Here is a 14,379-nt window from a genome sequence, read left to right as displayed (position 1 = left end):
AAAATCTACTTTTTAGGTTAAAAATTTACCTTTCTTAATCGAATCTTTTCATTTAACCCATTAAATAAAACATGACCACTATTAAACCTAAATTACACGCATGAAAATAACTGCATGGTGCAGTTGTGATTTATTACTGAATAGTTTTACTAGAGTTGATTAAGTTTTATGCGAGAAGCTTTTTGCAATTACAAATATTCGCGCGCCGTTTTCTATTTAAGTTTTCACAGTAACTTGCTTGTGATGATGGCCTATTAACGGCCCCGTGAAATACGCGTGCAAATTGCGTAGTCAGTTTTAACCAGTTTTCTGGGGATATATTTAACCTTTCTAACAAAGGAAGGTTTATATTACCAATATACCCGCGTTTATCCTCTCGCATTATTCGCCCTGTTAATTCAACCAGTTCAAGGTACAATTTAAGTTCAAACGGTAACCCTTTTGATATTATTTGACGTGGCATGCCTGCAAAGCGAAGTAACTGTTTAGGTAGCTTACCTTCTGTTACACTTGTTAAGCGCCTTTGAACACTTGTATGGTCAGAGTCGTCTGGTGTATTTGCCATTTTGGCTCTGATGGGGTTCAAGTCTACATACGCCATACAGGCCGCAAGTGCGGTTTCATCAAGGAGTGCTTGAGATTACTTTTATCTTAAGGAAACACCCTTCCCACAAAGTTGTATGGAATAAATTTGAATGCCGTTAGGAAGCCTGAAGGGTGAGCGCCATGGATGGCAGCGAATAAAATCTACTTGTGCAGTTATCTTCTTTATTTGCTCTACGAGCAATATTTTCATTCAATAAGCGCATAAACCAGCTAATACTTGATAAACGTTCGCGGTATTGTTTGACTGTTTGATTAAAAAAGATAAGTTCAGTTTTACTTAGCTTTTCACCTTGTATGTATTTTTGCGTGAGTAACGTGCCTTTGCAGAGTTTATACCAGCGAATGACAACCGCTTTGTCATTTAAGCGATTCACTTTTTTATCATCTACATACAGCACTAAATGGGGGGTGGTTACTCATTACTGCATAAGCACAGACGTCAATACAAAATATCTTAGCTAACTCAAGCAGCTTATCTTCAACCCGCCCTCTTCGATGCGCGTAAGATTGCCCCGTAAAATGGTCTTCGCCACATAAAAATGCACGCCGAACACAACGCGAGATACATTGGTAATATTTTGTATCAGCCAAACTTACTTGACGCCTTCTTGCGATTGCCATAAGACACCCTGCTTGTTTTTTACACTGACAAAAGCCTAGTACTTAGTTAGCCAAACTTTACAAATTAGGGTGAGTGTCTAGTTTATTTGTTTCTATACAAAATAGTTTTTTGGTAAGTGGCTTAAAAAGCAGTAATTTAATTTACCCTGATAATGAGCATATTAATAAAGCAAATAAAGCCCTTAATAAGTATTTTGAACTACTAGGTTATGCACTTCATAAATCTCAATAAGCCACAAACTACCTTGTAAACTTTAATTACGTGAAAAATCTTATATTTAATCTATCCTATCCTAAAGCATTAATAATTTTAAAATAAGTAGCAATTAAATGGTAAATACTGATTTTTCAAATAAAAAGCATGGCACTATCTCTTTTGTTTATATTGTTCCCTTAACTGTAATTGCAATTTTATCTATCTGTATTCACTTTATGCTTGATGAAGTCATTGAAGCGCAAACCGATACTGGAAAACTCGTAAATGTAAGTGGTCAACAAAGAATGCTTTCGCAACGGGTGAGTATGTTTACTTTAGAGTACTTAATGTATGGCTCGCAGGATTCTAAATTACTGGCCATTAATGCTTTAAACTCTTTAAAAAATAATCATAAATACTTATTAAGTGAGCATTATGGGGCGCAAGTATTAGGCGATGAAAGCCCGCTATCTAAGGAATTGTTAGCAATGTATTTTAAAGAGCCTGTTAATGTCGATAAAAAATTAAGTATGTTTTCAGATAGAGTTGAAGAAGTACTAAAGTTAAAAACACAAACACTTAATTTAGATACAGCGCAAGAAAGCTTTTTTTCTTTAGCAAAAGAGCCGCTGTTAAAAGCGTTTAATACGGTAGTTATGCAGTACGAAAAAGAGAGTGTTGACAGGGTTAAAAGGCTACACACTATTCAAGGCATTGTAATTATAGTTATTTTATTATCTATATTAGTCGAGTTTTTACTCGTTTATAAAGCCAGAAATAAAAAACACATTTAATATCAGTTTAAGCAATAATGCACATTGGTATAAATTATTAAGCGTTTAAGCTAGCAAAACAAAGCCATTTAAACGCTTAATAGTTTTATATTGTTATAGGTTATCGTCGCTAATGCGGCTTGCTACCGCACTACTTTGATCTTTATATTTTGCGTCTTTACGAATGTTATAAGGGTTTTCGCAGGGCCCTGAAAGCATTTCAAAGCTCATTGCACCAATTTTCATCATTGGGCGCAGCGCTAGTGGCAACTTACCTGAATTGTAAAATTCTAAAACAATATTACCACTCCAACCTGGGTCGATTCTGTGCGCTGTTACATGCACCATTAAACCTAAGCGGGCAAGTGATGAACGACCATCTAACCAGCCTACTATGTCGGCAGGAAGTGTTACTTTTTCATGGGTAATGGCCAATGCCAGTTCACCTGGGTGTAAAAAGAAAGCTTCGCCGTCGGCAAGCTCAATCTCTTCACTCATGATTGATTCCATAGCCTTATTTAACTGATCTTTAGGGCCACTTAAATCTACGTACGCTGCGTTATGTGCGTTAAAGGTTCTAAATTTGTTCCCTAAACGCAAATCGGCTGTCACACCCGAAATCATTTCGTTAGTCGGCGCAGGCTCAATCACTATGCGGCCATCGCTTAAATATTCTTTAATATGGGTATCTGAGAGTCTCATTTTTTCTTAGTCCTGCGTTATCACTATCTCAACACTGTGTTGGTGCTGCTGATAAAAAAGCGTGCTGGCAATCAATCTTGCCGCTGCGCTGTATGTGTTGCTAATAGCCGCGCTGGTATCGCTGGCGATTAATTTACCTTGCTCTGAGTATTCACGAATATCTATGGCAAGTGGAATATGGCTTAACACCGGTACGCCGTGTTTATGGGCAAGTTTTTCTGCGCCATCTTTGCCAAATACATGGTTGGCTTCACCGCAGTGGCTACAAATGTAGTGACTCATATTTTCTATAAGCCCAAGCACAGGTACGTTAACTTTATTAAACATTGCAATGCCTTTTTGCGCATCGGCAAGGGCTAAATCTTGCGGTGTCGTCACAATAACAGTGCCGCTGGCAGGCACTTTTTGGCTCATTGTTAGCTGAATATCGCCCGTACCCGGTGGCATATCAACAATTAAGTAATCAAGTTCGCCCCAATCTGTCTCGTTTAATAATTGGTTGAGCGCTCCCGATGCCATTGGCCCTCGCCATACCGTTGCGTCATCACTTGGCACTAAAAAGCCGATTGATTGCGCTTTAATGCCGTTGGCATCAAATGGCTGAAGCAGTTTGTTATCTTTGGTTTGTGGCTCTGCACCCACAAGCCCTAAAAGCATAGGAATAGATGGCCCATAAATATCAGCATCTAAAATCCCTACTTTTGCGCCTTCGTTTTTAAGCGCCCCGGCTAAATTTACAGCGGTAGTGGATTTTCCTACCCCCCCTTTACCTGAGGCAATCAGCACAATGTGTTTAATGGCTTTAAATTTCGCAGGCTCTTTTATAGTCACCGCAGAGTCTATGATAACCGGTGTATTTATACTTTCACTTACGTGCTGCTCAACTAACGGCATTTCTGATTGAGCCGCAAATGGCAGCGTTATTTTAATGTGTATTGATTTATCGTCATTTTGCGAAATGGTATCAATAAAACTTTCATCAATACCTACGGCAAATGCCGCGCTTCGATACGCCGCTAAGGCAGTAATAATCGGTTGTTTTTGCACCGATTTAGAGGAGAATAGTTTCGACAGTCCAAACATAGCAATTAAATAGCGTTTCTTTGATGAAAAGTGCCACAGAATTATGTAACATTCAGGGCATTAACACCAGTCAATTAACAAAAATCCATAAGCTGCGCGTACCGTTAGTCCAAAGCTTATGGATAAATTAATGATAACCGCCTTTTTTGTAGTAAAAATGGTGATTTATCCTCAATTCGGAATGATTATGACGCAGCGAAAGATCCTCATTACCAGCGCATTACCTTATGCAAATGGCCCTACTCACTTAGGCCATTTATTGGAATATATTCAAACTGATATTTGGTCACGTTTTCAAAAGCTACAAGGCCACGAAGCTTATTATGTTTGCGCCGACGATGCTCACGGCACGCCAATTATGCTTAATGCGCAAAAGCAAGGGATCACGCCTGAAGAAATGGTTAAAAATGTAAGCATTGAACGCCAGCGCGACTTTGCCGACTTTAACATTAAGTTTGATAAATACCACAGCACCCACAGCTCAGAAAATAAAGAGCTGAGTGAGCTTATTTATAACCGCCTTAATGATGCGGGTCATATTAAAAAGCACACTATTTCACAGTTATTCGACCCTGAAAAAGGCATATTTTTACCAGATCGCTTTGTAACAGGCACTTGCCCAACGTGTAAGTCTGAAAACCAAAATGGCGATAGCTGTGACTCGTGTGGCGCAACTTACAGCCCAACCGAATTAATAAACCCGCGCTCGGTAATGTCAGGTGCAGAGCCAATTTTAAAAGATTCAGAGCATTACTTTTTTGACCTGCCAGCATTTGAAGGCATGCTTAAAGAGTGGCTACACTCTGGCTCTATTCAGCAAGAAATGGCGAATAAGTTAGATGAGTGGTTTACCGATGGCCTGCAACAGTGGGATATTAGCCGCGATGCGCCTTACTTTGGTTTTGAAATTCCAAATGCACCGGGCAAATACTTTTACGTATGGCTAGATGCGCCAATTGGCTACATGGCAAGCTTTAAAAATCTATGTGACGAAAAAGGCCTCGACTTTGATGCATTTTGGGCTGAAGGTTCTGATGCTGAGCTTTATCACTTTATTGGTAAAGACATTATTTACTTCCACAGCTTATTTTGGCCAGCCATGCTAGAGGGCGCTAATTTTAGAAAGCCAACTAACGTGTTTGCACATGGCTTTGTAACCGTCAATGGCGAGAAAATGTCTAAATCAAAGGGTACGTTTATAAAAGCACGTACTTACCTTGATAACCTAGACCCAGAGTACTTACGTTATTACTACGCAGCTAAATTAAACAGCGGTATTATTGACCTTGATTTAAACCTAGAAGACTTTGCACAACGTGTAAATTCAGACCTAGTAGGTAAAGTAGTAAACATAGCAAGCCGCTGTGCAGGCTTTATTACTAAAAAGTTTGACGGTAAATTAAGTAGCACAATTATGCAGCCAGAACTACTTGAAGAATTTCAAGCTGCTGCACCAAGCATTACTGCCCACTATGAAAACCGTGAATACAGCCGCGCAATTCGTGAAATTATGGCCCTAGCCGACAAAGCAAACCAATTTATTGATGCCGCAGCGCCATGGGTACTCATTAAAGATGAAGCAAAACAGCAAGAAGCGCACGAAGTGTGCTCGCTTGGCCTTAACTTGTTCCGTGTTTTAATTACCTATTTAAAACCTGTATTACCAGGTATGGCTGCAAACGTAGAAGCCTTTTTAAATGACGACTTAGCATGGGATGGCGTTCAAAATGCACTTGTTGCACATCCTATCAATAAATTTAAGCCGCTCATGCAACGTGTAGAAATGGATAAAGTGAACAAAATGGTTGAAGAATCAAAAGAAAGCCTAGAATCAAAAGTAACAATTGACCCTAATAGCCCACTTGCAAAAGAGCCAATTGCGGATGAAATTGAATTTGATGACTTTGCAAAAGTTGACTTACGCGTTGCTAAAATTGCAAAAGCAGAGCATGTTGAAGGCGCCGATAAGCTACTTAAACTTACGCTGGATTTAGGCGGCGAAACACGCCAAGTGTTTGCTGGTATTAAATCGGCTTACGCACCAGAAGACATTGAAGGCAAACTGACTGTAATGGTTGCAAACCTTAAACCTCGTAAAATGCGCTTTGGTATGTCAGAGGGTATGGTATTAGCTGCAGGCCCTGGCGGTAAAGAAATTTACATTCTTAACCCAGACGATGGCTCAGAGCCAGGCATGCGTGTAATGTAATTTATTACTTATAAAAAACCGCTGATATTTCAGCGGTTTTTTTATGAGAAAAAAACGTTTATACCAATCCATTTAATTAAGTGTGCTATTTTGAGGGTGCAAAAGCGTGTTGATAACTAGACAAAAACTCGCTATTTAGTTATTCAAAATGATCAAAGTGAGTGCTTTTTAACGCGTTTAGCCCCAAAATGATTAAGTATTATTGCCGATTGCTGTTACACGTGTGACTCTGTATTAAATAAAGTGAAGTGACATTATGAGCCAAATTTTAAATGCCAACAGAATAAAAATAAGCAACCAAATTAAGCAACATAAGTTAGTTGCTATACTTCGCTTAAAGCAACAAAGCGATGTAGCCCCTTTAATTAATTGCTTAGTTAATACAGGCATTAACGCGCTAGAAATCACCTCAAATACACCTGGCTTTGAGCAAGAAATAGCAAAAGCACGCGCTGCTTATAAAAATACACTCATTGGCGCAGGCACAATAATTAACACCGCCCTTGCGCAACAAGCGATTGATGCCGGTGCGCAATTTATAGTTACACCAAATACTAATCAAGCCGTGGTAGAGCTTGCTCACCGCCATGGTTTACCTGTGTTAATGGGCGCACTCACCCCTACCGATATTGCCAATGCCATAGAGTATAACGCCGATATTATTAAAGTTTTTCCGGCAGGCAGTATGGGGATTAATTACTTTAAAGCGCTAACGGGGCCTTTTTCTGATGTGCCATTAATGCCCGTAGGCGGCATTAATTTAGACAACCTAACACATTGGTTTACAGCGGGGGCATGCGCAGTGGCGGTAAGTAGTGATTTTAGTAAGCCGATAAATAACAAACAGCAATACGACACATTAAGCCAATTGGTGTGCAAATACATATCAGCGGTCGCTCACTTAACAAACTAAATAATACAGCTAAAAGTGAGCTTTTATTAAGGGTAATATAGCTTTAATAACGCTCTTTTAACTCCCCAATTTCTTTTTGATTTTAGTCTGCCACTCAAGTGCAAGCTCGGGTAGTTCAAGTGCTGCTAATAATACGCTTTCATAATCTGGGTAGTGTTTATCAAAAAAGGCCTGAAACAACGTTTTAACCGAAATGTTATGCTCAGCTTTATGTTCAAAAGTCACGGCATCGCCCGTTTTAGCAACACCTTGCTCAAGCACTCTAAAATAAACACCCGTGTGGTAATACTGAGTAAACAGTTTTAGGCTTTGTTTATTATTAAGTGCAATAGCCAATTTAAAGCACGGCACACGGGGCTGGCTTACTTCAAGTAGTGCAGTACCTATACGAATACGATCGCCTATATGAATATTTTGCTCATCAAGGTCTGAAATTGTGAAGTTTTCGCCAAAGGCACCGACTGCTAAATCATCATTTTTAAGGGTCCGCTTCCAATAATCGTAATGATTGTGCGAAAACGCATAAACCGCTTTATCCACCCCGCCATGATTGACTAAATCGGCTTGTTCATCACCTATTATATTTAGCTTTTCAATAACAACCGGCTCATTGGTTGGCGTTTTAAAAATACCGGTTTTGATCTCTTTGCCGTTATGAACAACCGTTTTTATTTTAGAGATGTTGGTAGAGATTATTTTCATCTTAAACCTTTGATTATAGCTAAAAGTAAGAGTGCGTAAGTTTCATCATTCATCCTTGATGATCAACAAAGTAAGATTATAAGTCAAAAATATATAACAAAGTTAAAATAAGAAACACTACAAATACAGGGGTAAGTACATAGAAAAGGATATTTGCTATGGTTTTGTGTTTTTCTCTAAAGCGAAGCATACCATTGTAAGTCGCTCTAAAAAGTGGGAATGTAATAAAAGCTCTAAAAATTGCCCATGAAACAAAACCGCATTGAAGTTTTATTTCCAGCCAAAACTGCTCCGGATTAATATTTAAAGATTGACTCGGAGAGCTTTTGGACCCAATTGACCAGCCAGTTAATAGCTCTAACATAATTATAAAAATAAGTAGAGCCGCTATCCAAAGGTAAGCTGACTCTATTGATTCTCTTTTTGAGATAAATTTTTTCATTAATATTATATAAACGCATTTATATAGGCTTACACAGACCTACTTTTCCCACTTGTTTAACGCTTGCTTGTCGCTTTGTTTAAACTCAACCCAGTTTGAGGAGTCTTTAAAATGCTCTTTTTTCCAAAACGTGGCGTGGTTTTTTAAGTAATCCATTATAAATTGTGCGCCTTCAAACGCGGCTTGGCGGTGGCGGGAGGTGACCCCTACAAATACAATTTGCTCACCAAGGGCTAAATAGCCGACTCGATGAATAATGCTTATACGGGCAAGTTGCCAGCGTGTTTGCGCTTGATCGGCTATCGATTGCAGTAGTTGCTCAGTCATACCTGGGTAGTGTTCAAGCTCAAGCGCGATTACGTTATCGCCGCTACTAAATTCTCGCACCAGCCCTGTAAAAGTAACTACGGCACCATCACTTTTGTTATTACTGCAAAGTGCGTCATGTTGCTCGCCTACTGAAAAATCCTGCGTTTGTACTTTAATGCTTATACTCATTAGCCACCTGTAACGGGTGGGAAAAAAGCAAGTTCATCCCCTGCTTTTACAAGCTCATCGCTTGATGACATAGTTTGATTAAGCGCACACAATACATCACGCTCTTCAAGCCATGCCTGCCAATGTGGGTTTTGCTCAACCAGCATGTGTTTAAACGCTTTAATGCTAAGGGTATGCGCTATATCAACGGTTAACTTATCGCACTTTAGGCGCTCTTTTAGTTGGCCAAAAAACAGTACGTTTACATGCCCTGCAGCTGCATCAGTATCATTTAAATTAGTCTCGCTGCCAGCTACCATGCTTGCCTCCTGCTTTTTGCGTTACACGCATACCGTGTATTTCCATAAGCGGGTCGGCGGCTTTACACATATCAAATAATGTAAGGGTCGCCACAGATACAGCGGTGAGTGCTTCCATTTCAACGCCCGTTTTACCTGCTAATTTACAGTAGCTAGTAACTTTAATTTGGCTATTTGCTTCATCAAGTTCAAAATCAACGGCTATTTTACTCAGTGCCAGCGGGTGACAAAGCGGAATTAAATCAGCGCACTTTTTAGCGCCCTGAATACCCGCAATACGGGCAACGCCTAGCACGTCACCTTTTTTATTTTGATTAAGCAACACTTGCTCAAAAGCTTGTTTGCTCATTTTAATGTAGGCCTCGGCAGATGCATCGCGCAGAGTAACCTCTTTTAGCGATACATCAACCATGTTTGCTTGGCCATTTTCGTCTACGTGGCTCAGCATATTATTGCTCTCGTGATTCGCATTTTTTACCAATCGTAATATGCGGGGCAAAGTTACATGGCTTGTGCATTGAGTCTAACTGATCTTTTATAATACCTGTCCAGGCTGTTTTACATGCGCCCGTAGAGCCAGGCATACAAAAAATAACTGTGTTATTGGCAAGGCCTGCCAACGCACGCGATTGAATAGTTGAGTTACCAATTTCGCCGTACGAAATATGTCTAAATAGCTCGCCAAATCCATCTACGCTTTTATCAAACAGCGGCGCAAATGCCTCTGGTGTTGAGTCGCGCTCGGTAAAGCCCGTACCACCGGTTACTAAAATGGCATGAATGGTGTCATCGGCAATCCACTGTGATGCAACTGCTCGCATTTGATAAACATCATCTTTAACTATGTCTTTATCCGCTAAGTGATGGCCAGCCTCGCTAAGGGCTCTAATTAAATAATGGCCTGACGTATCCGTAATTTCATCGCGTGTATCGCTTACTGTCATTACTGCAATATTTAATGCTATTTGTGACTCAGTTGTGTGGCTCATAGGGTTCTTCTCAATAAATTAGGTTTGTGTTGGTCAAATTGCTCGTTAACAGCTTTAAATTGCGCCGGTGTATTGGTATTAACAAGTGCGTGCGCTTTATTACATTTTAGCGTTTGCACACCAATACTACGGGTAAACTGTTTAATTGATTTATGACTATTTGCGTTTATGAGTAATTGTTTTAAATGACGTTTAACGCTTTGGGTGTTACGAATATACAGGGGTAACGGTTCATTTTCAAAGTGCCACGCATGTATTTGTGGTTGATTTGTTTGAAAGTGGGAATTATCGCTCCCTGCAGATGTAATTTGCGATAATAACGTGCAAGTAAGCAATGGCATATCAACAGCGGTTACAAGTATATCTTGCTCTGTTGCCATTAAGGTTGAATAAATCCCGCCAAGCGGGCCAGAATCTGGGTATATGTCAGCTATATATTGCCCATTAGCACTTTTTACATTACGACTTATAAGTACATTACTTGCTCCTGCTGCTTTTAATAATTCACATGCATTTTGTAGTAATGTGTTATTTTTTAAAATGAGGTTGGCTTTATCGCTGCCCATTCTGGATGATTGCCCACCAGCGAGTACAACCCCTGTAAACACTGTTTTATTGCTCATTTTAGCCGCCCAACATAGCTAAATGGGTTGTGGCGCCCGTTAAGCGCTTATCAAGCTCATGGCTAATAGTTTTATTGCCCATTGCTGCTTGAATAGCGTTTACAGTGGCTGGTGTATCTTGCGCATTTAAATGCGCTCGTAAGTCTATCCCCTGCTCGGCAAACAAGCACAAATGTAGTTTACCTAATGACGATACTCTTAATCGGTTACAGCTTTTACAAAAATCTTTACTGTAGGGCATAATTAAGCCAATGCGGCCTTCAAAATCAGGGTGACAAAACTCCTCTGCAGGGCCGTTTAATTTACCTCTCACTACCTGTAACCAACCTTGTGCTAAAAGCTGCGTTTTAACACTTAGCCCGCTTAAATGATTTTGCTCAAAAAAGGCGGCACCATTGCCTGTTTCCATTAATTCGATAAAGCGTACCGTTACTTTTTTATACTTCACCCAGTCTAAAAAATCCTTCAATTGGTTTTTATTAAACTGCTTAGCAAGCACTGCATTTATTTTTATATCTTTTATGCCCAGCTCAATTGCCCGGTCTATACCTTTTAGAATATGGGTTAGCTTGTCGTGCCCTGTAATTAATTTAAACATGCTTGGGTTTAAGCTATCAATACTAATGTTTAGCGCATCTAAGCCAGCATTGTAAAACTCATCAATTTTATTAAATAAGTTAAAACCATTCGTTGTTATGGCTACTTTTTCTATCCCTGGCGTGTTTTTACTTTGCTTTATAATGTCGGTTACATCACTGCGTAAACACGGCTCGCCACCTGTAATACGCACTTTTTTTGTGCCAAGTTGCGCAAACGCATTTACTAAGGTGTTTATCTCGCTTTTATTTAAAAAGTTACGCGGGGTATCGCACTGATACCCGTTTGGTAAACAATAGGTGCAACTAAAGTTACACACATCGGTAATTGAGAGGCGCAAATAGTTAAACTCCCGACCAAATTGATCATTAAGCATATGCTTCCTTGGTGTTTATGTTATTTTTTCTAAATAGCACTTTAAATGACAACCGCAACATCAATACTGTTAGCGTTTTTTGTACTATGTTGCTTTATTAATTGGCTTAACTGCGTTTTACACGAGCCACAGTTAGTGCCGCATTTTAATTTAGACCCCAACTGTTCCACTGTATTTGCACCACTTTTAATAGCATTTATAATGGGTTGCTCACGTACTTTAAAGCAACTACATACTTGTGCGCCTTGGGTAAACTCTTCATCGGGCGTGGCATACAGCAATGACTGTAATTGGCTAAAGGTTATTAAAGGCTCTGCAAATAAATGATTTATCCACTCAAGTGATATGTCTTTTTGAGCTGACGAAACAACCGCAACAAACACTAACTGCTCGTTTTGAATACACTGAATATGCATTGCTTTTGCACTGCCCATTGCCGACCACTGCCCTTGTAACCCTGTAAGGGTTTGGCAGTAATAAAGTAAGTCATTTTGTGCCTCATTTAGCGCTAACTGGTAATTAACACAATTGCTTGCGTTAACTTTAAGCCAAAAATCACTTTTTATATTAAGCTCAGTTTTGCTAAAAATTTGCATGTACTGAGCAAACTGCGCTTTAACTAAATCAACGGCACCATGTTTGCATTCAGCTTGGCCCGAAATAGGGTCAACAACCGATTGATAAAGCCCACTTACCGTAGCGGATGAGGCAAATTGCTTGTTCCAGTGAATAGGCATAAAACACTCACCTTTACGCACGGCATCCGTTACTTTGGCATGAGCCGTGACTTGCCCCGTTTTAGCATTGGCCGTTATTAAATCGTTTGCTTTTATATTTAGTCTGCTGGCATCAATGGGGTTTATTTCAATGTATGGGCGGGTTATATGGGTAGAAAGCGCTGTACTTTTCCCAGTGCGGCTCATTGTATGCCATTGGTCGCGTATTCGCCCTGAGTTCATTACAAAAGGGTAATCGCTTGATGTTTGCTGCACAGGAAGTTTGGGCGTTATAGGTATAAAGCGGGCTTTTTTATCTGCGGTGCTAAATTGTTTATTAACAAAAACCTGCCCGTTTTTATATGGCTCATTTTTTAGTACCGGCCACATAACGGGTTTTAAGTTATCGTATTGCTGCTGCGAAAGCCCTACTAAGGCTGATAAGTTTAATAGCCTCTCACCGTTATTTTCAAAATCAGTAAGTTGTGCCCATTCTTCAAAAATGCCACTTGGGTTTGTAAAATCAAATCCTTCAAAACCCATTTTTTGGGCAACTAAGCACATTATTTGCCAATCGTTTTTAGCCCCTGAGAAAGGCTCAACTAGCGGGCGCTGCCTTGATATTCTGCGCTCTGAGTTAGTCACTGTGCCGTTTTTTTCGCCCCATCCGGTTGATGGAAACGCCACATTAGCAAATTTTAGCGTATCACTTTTGGCAATACAGTCAGACACAACCACCAGCTCACATTGCTCAAGTGCATTTTGTATTGCTGCATTATTAGGTAGGCTCACCATAGGGTTGGTTGCCATTACCCAAATAGCTTTTATTTTACCTTTGGCGATTTCATTAAACATATCAATCGCATTACACCCTGCTTTTTTAGCTATTGTTGGTGATTGCCAAAAACGCTGCGCTAACTGTTGGTGCGCTTCGTTTTCAATGTCTAAATGTGCTGCTAATTGATTTGCTAAGCCACCTACTTCACGCCCGCCCATTGCATTAGGTTGCCCAGTTATTGAAAACGGGCCACAGCCAGGTTTTAACAATTTGCCCGACGCTAAATGCGCATTTATAATAACGTTACACTTATCAACCCCTGAGCTTGATTGGTTAATACCCATTGAGTAAAAACTAATGGCGGTTGGACTTTTTGCAAATAAGGCGTAAAAATCTTTCACTTGCTGCGCGTCGATATCACAAAAGTCACTTACTGCTTTTACACTCCACTTTTTCGCCTCTGCAAGCGCGGTTTCAAAACCGTTTGTATGCTCGTTAATAAACTGCGTATCTAAAAAGCTATGTTCACTTAAATAATTAAGTAAGCCGTTATAAAGTGCCCCGTCGCTGCCTGGTTTTATATTTAAAAAGGTATCGGCAAGCTCGACTGTATCTGTTTTTCGCGGGTCGATAACCACTACTTTCATGTTGGGATTAAGCTTTTTTGCGCGCTCCATACGCTGGTATAGTACCGGGTGAGTCCATGCTGCATTTGAGCCAATTAAAATAAGTAGCTCAGTTTGCTCTAAATCTTCGTATGTACATGGCACTACGTCCTCACCAAACGCACGTTTATAACCAGCCACCGCCGATGACATACACAGCCTTGAGTTTGTATCTATATTGCCTGAGCCTATATAGCCTTTCATTAATTTATTGGCAACGTAGTAATCTTCCGTGAGTAACTGCCCCGATACATAAAACGCAACCGATTCCGGCCCATGCTCTTTAATAATGGCGTTAAATCTATTAGCAACATATTTTGTTGCAGCATCCCAACTGGCAGGCTCGTTATCAATAAGGGGGGATGTTAAGCGGTTATCACTGCCGGTGGTATCAAGCAAATGCGTGCCTTTAACACACAAGCGGCCAAAATTAGCGGGGTGCTCGCGCGTGCCTTCAAGTTTTGTTGGGGTATTATTTAATAATGAAATATCAACCCCGCACCCTACACCACAATAAGCGCAGGTAGTTTGTTTAAGCAAAGGCGTGTTTGAACAAGTGTTTAAAGTTTCCATACTGCTCTCATATTGTTA

General features: G+C 40.0%; 14 protein-coding genes and 2 pseudogenes. 4 read left to right on the top strand and 12 right to left on the bottom strand.

The features are described 5' to 3' along the window. Positions 1-166: 166 nt before the first annotated feature. Positions 167-1,227: pseudogene (locus PSH50_RS08000) on the bottom strand (transposase). Positions 1,228-1,318: 91 nt separating this feature from the next. On the opposite strand from PSH50_RS08000, the pseudogene PSH50_RS21195 reads away from it, so the two are divergent. After that, positions 1,319-1,459 (top strand): annotated as a pseudogene (locus PSH50_RS21195) (LPD1 domain-containing protein); the annotation flags it as partial. A gap of 98 nt (positions 1,460-1,557) precedes the next feature. After that, positions 1,558-2,217, top strand: coding sequence for a type IV pili methyl-accepting chemotaxis transducer N-terminal domain-containing protein (locus tag PSH50_RS07995; protein ID WP_273586512.1), 660 nt, complete (start codon positions 1,558-1,560; stop codon positions 2,215-2,217). Positions 2,218-2,310: 93 nt separating this feature from the next. On the opposite strand, the gene dcd is transcribed toward PSH50_RS07995, so the two are convergent. Both dcd and apbC read right to left on the bottom strand, forming a co-directional pair. Beyond that, entirely contained in the window at positions 2,311-2,898 is a 588-nt protein-coding gene (dcd, locus tag PSH50_RS07990) for a dCTP deaminase (protein WP_004587761.1), read from the bottom strand. 6 nt (positions 2,899-2,904) lie between these two features. Beyond that, positions 2,905-3,981 (bottom strand): iron-sulfur cluster carrier protein ApbC, encoded by a 1,077-nt coding sequence (apbC, locus tag PSH50_RS07985; protein ID WP_273586511.1) that lies wholly within the window; start codon positions 3,979-3,981, stop codon positions 2,905-2,907. A gap of 187 nt (positions 3,982-4,168) precedes the next feature. Here apbC and metG point away from each other — a divergent pair, with 187 nt between their 5' ends. Together metG and PSH50_RS07975 are read left to right on the top strand one after the other, a co-directional pair. Further along, entirely contained in the window at positions 4,169-6,190 is a 2,022-nt protein-coding gene (gene metG / locus PSH50_RS07980) for a methionine--tRNA ligase (RefSeq protein ID WP_064385641.1), read from the top strand. Positions 6,191-6,446: 256 nt separating this feature from the next. Further along, entirely contained in the window at positions 6,447-7,103 is a 657-nt protein-coding gene (locus PSH50_RS07975) for a bifunctional 4-hydroxy-2-oxoglutarate aldolase/2-dehydro-3-deoxy-phosphogluconate aldolase (protein WP_248530955.1), read from the top strand. Positions 7,104-7,160: 57 nt separating this feature from the next. Here the strand turns inward: PSH50_RS07975 and PSH50_RS07970 are convergent, their stop codons facing one another. From PSH50_RS07970 to PSH50_RS07930, 9 genes are all read right to left on the bottom strand, one after another. Beyond that, complete coding sequence (locus PSH50_RS07970) at positions 7,161-7,805, bottom strand: MOSC domain-containing protein (RefSeq protein WP_248530956.1); 645 nt, start codon at positions 7,803-7,805, stop codon at positions 7,161-7,163. A gap of 76 nt (positions 7,806-7,881) precedes the next feature. Then, positions 7,882-8,247, bottom strand: a complete 366-nt coding sequence (locus PSH50_RS07965; RefSeq protein ID WP_055253245.1) for a hypothetical protein — start codon at positions 8,245-8,247, stop codon at positions 7,882-7,884. Positions 8,248-8,286: 39 nt separating this feature from the next. Next, the gene (gene moaE / locus PSH50_RS07960) at positions 8,287-8,745 is read right to left on the bottom strand and encodes a molybdopterin synthase catalytic subunit MoaE (RefSeq protein WP_248530957.1); all 459 of its coding nucleotides are present in this window, start codon (positions 8,743-8,745) and stop codon (positions 8,287-8,289) included. Continuing rightward, positions 8,745-9,044 (bottom strand): MoaD/ThiS family protein, encoded by a 300-nt coding sequence (locus tag PSH50_RS07955; protein ID WP_055253241.1) that lies wholly within the window; start codon positions 9,042-9,044, stop codon positions 8,745-8,747. Before PSH50_RS07955 ends, moaE begins: the two co-directional genes overlap by 1 nt. After that, positions 9,022-9,492 carry a cyclic pyranopterin monophosphate synthase MoaC gene (gene moaC / locus PSH50_RS07950; protein WP_248530958.1) on the bottom strand — a complete coding sequence of 157 codons (471 nt, stop codon included), beginning with the start codon at positions 9,490-9,492 and terminating at the stop codon, positions 9,022-9,024. The genes PSH50_RS07955 and moaC overlap by 23 nt, the downstream gene beginning before the upstream one ends. A 1-nt stretch (position 9,493) precedes the next feature. Beyond that, positions 9,494-10,033, bottom strand: coding sequence for a molybdenum cofactor biosynthesis protein B (moaB, locus tag PSH50_RS07945; RefSeq protein WP_273609511.1), 540 nt, complete (start codon positions 10,031-10,033; stop codon positions 9,494-9,496). Next, the gene (locus PSH50_RS07940) at positions 10,030-10,656 is read right to left on the bottom strand and encodes a molybdenum cofactor guanylyltransferase (RefSeq protein ID WP_273609510.1); all 627 of its coding nucleotides are present in this window, start codon (positions 10,654-10,656) and stop codon (positions 10,030-10,032) included. Before PSH50_RS07940 ends, moaB begins: the two co-directional genes overlap by 4 nt. Position 10,657: 1 nt before the next feature. Further along, entirely contained in the window at positions 10,658-11,629 is a 972-nt protein-coding gene (gene moaA / locus PSH50_RS07935; RefSeq protein ID WP_273609509.1) for a GTP 3',8-cyclase MoaA, read from the bottom strand. Positions 11,630-11,670: 41 nt separating this feature from the next. Next, positions 11,671-14,361, bottom strand: coding sequence for a nitrate reductase (locus PSH50_RS07930; protein ID WP_273609508.1), 2,691 nt, complete (start codon positions 14,359-14,361; stop codon positions 11,671-11,673). Positions 14,362-14,379 lie beyond the last annotated feature (18 nt).

The sequence above is a fragment of the Pseudoalteromonas sp. Angola-7 genome, assembly GCF_028599255.1.
Lineage (GTDB): Bacteria > Pseudomonadota > Gammaproteobacteria > Enterobacterales > Alteromonadaceae > Pseudoalteromonas > Pseudoalteromonas atlantica.
This window is presented reverse-complemented; position numbering and strand designations above follow the sequence as displayed.

Excerpts from the sequence above, each read along its gene's own strand:
- PSH50_RS07930 (WP_273609508.1), bottom strand. The coding sequence starts at position 14,361 with ATGGAAACTTTAAACACTTGTTCAAACACGCCTTTGCTTAAACAAACT.
- moaE (WP_248530957.1), bottom strand. The coding sequence starts at position 8,745 with ATGAGTATAAGCATTAAAGTACAAACGCAGGATTTTTCAGTAGGCGAG.
- metG (WP_064385641.1), top strand. The coding sequence starts at position 4,169 with ATGACGCAGCGAAAGATCCTCATTACCAGCGCATTACCTTATGCAAAT.
- PSH50_RS07940 (WP_273609510.1), bottom strand. The coding sequence starts at position 10,656 with ATGAGCAATAAAACAGTGTTTACAGGGGTTGTACTCGCTGGTGGGCAA.
- apbC (WP_273586511.1), bottom strand. The coding sequence starts at position 3,981 with ATGTTTGGACTGTCGAAACTATTCTCCTCTAAATCGGTGCAAAAACAA.
- PSH50_RS07955 (WP_055253241.1), bottom strand. The coding sequence starts at position 9,044 with ATGGTAGCTGGCAGCGAGACTAATTTAAATGATACTGATGCAGCTGCA.
- PSH50_RS07965 (WP_055253245.1), bottom strand. The coding sequence starts at position 8,247 with ATGAAAAAATTTATCTCAAAAAGAGAATCAATAGAGTCAGCTTACCTT.
- PSH50_RS07970 (WP_248530956.1), bottom strand. The coding sequence starts at position 7,805 with ATGAAAATAATCTCTACCAACATCTCTAAAATAAAAACGGTTGTTCAT.
- moaC (WP_248530958.1), bottom strand. The coding sequence starts at position 9,492 with ATGCTGAGCCACGTAGACGAAAATGGCCAAGCAAACATGGTTGATGTA.
- PSH50_RS07975 (WP_248530955.1), top strand. The coding sequence starts at position 6,447 with ATGAGCCAAATTTTAAATGCCAACAGAATAAAAATAAGCAACCAAATT.
- moaA (WP_273609509.1), bottom strand. The coding sequence starts at position 11,629 with ATGCTTAATGATCAATTTGGTCGGGAGTTTAACTATTTGCGCCTCTCA.
- moaB (WP_273609511.1), bottom strand. The coding sequence starts at position 10,033 with ATGAGCCACACAACTGAGTCACAAATAGCATTAAATATTGCAGTAATG.
- PSH50_RS07995 (WP_273586512.1), top strand. The coding sequence starts at position 1,558 with ATGGTAAATACTGATTTTTCAAATAAAAAGCATGGCACTATCTCTTTT.
- dcd (WP_004587761.1), bottom strand. The coding sequence starts at position 2,898 with ATGAGACTCTCAGATACCCATATTAAAGAATATTTAAGCGATGGCCGC.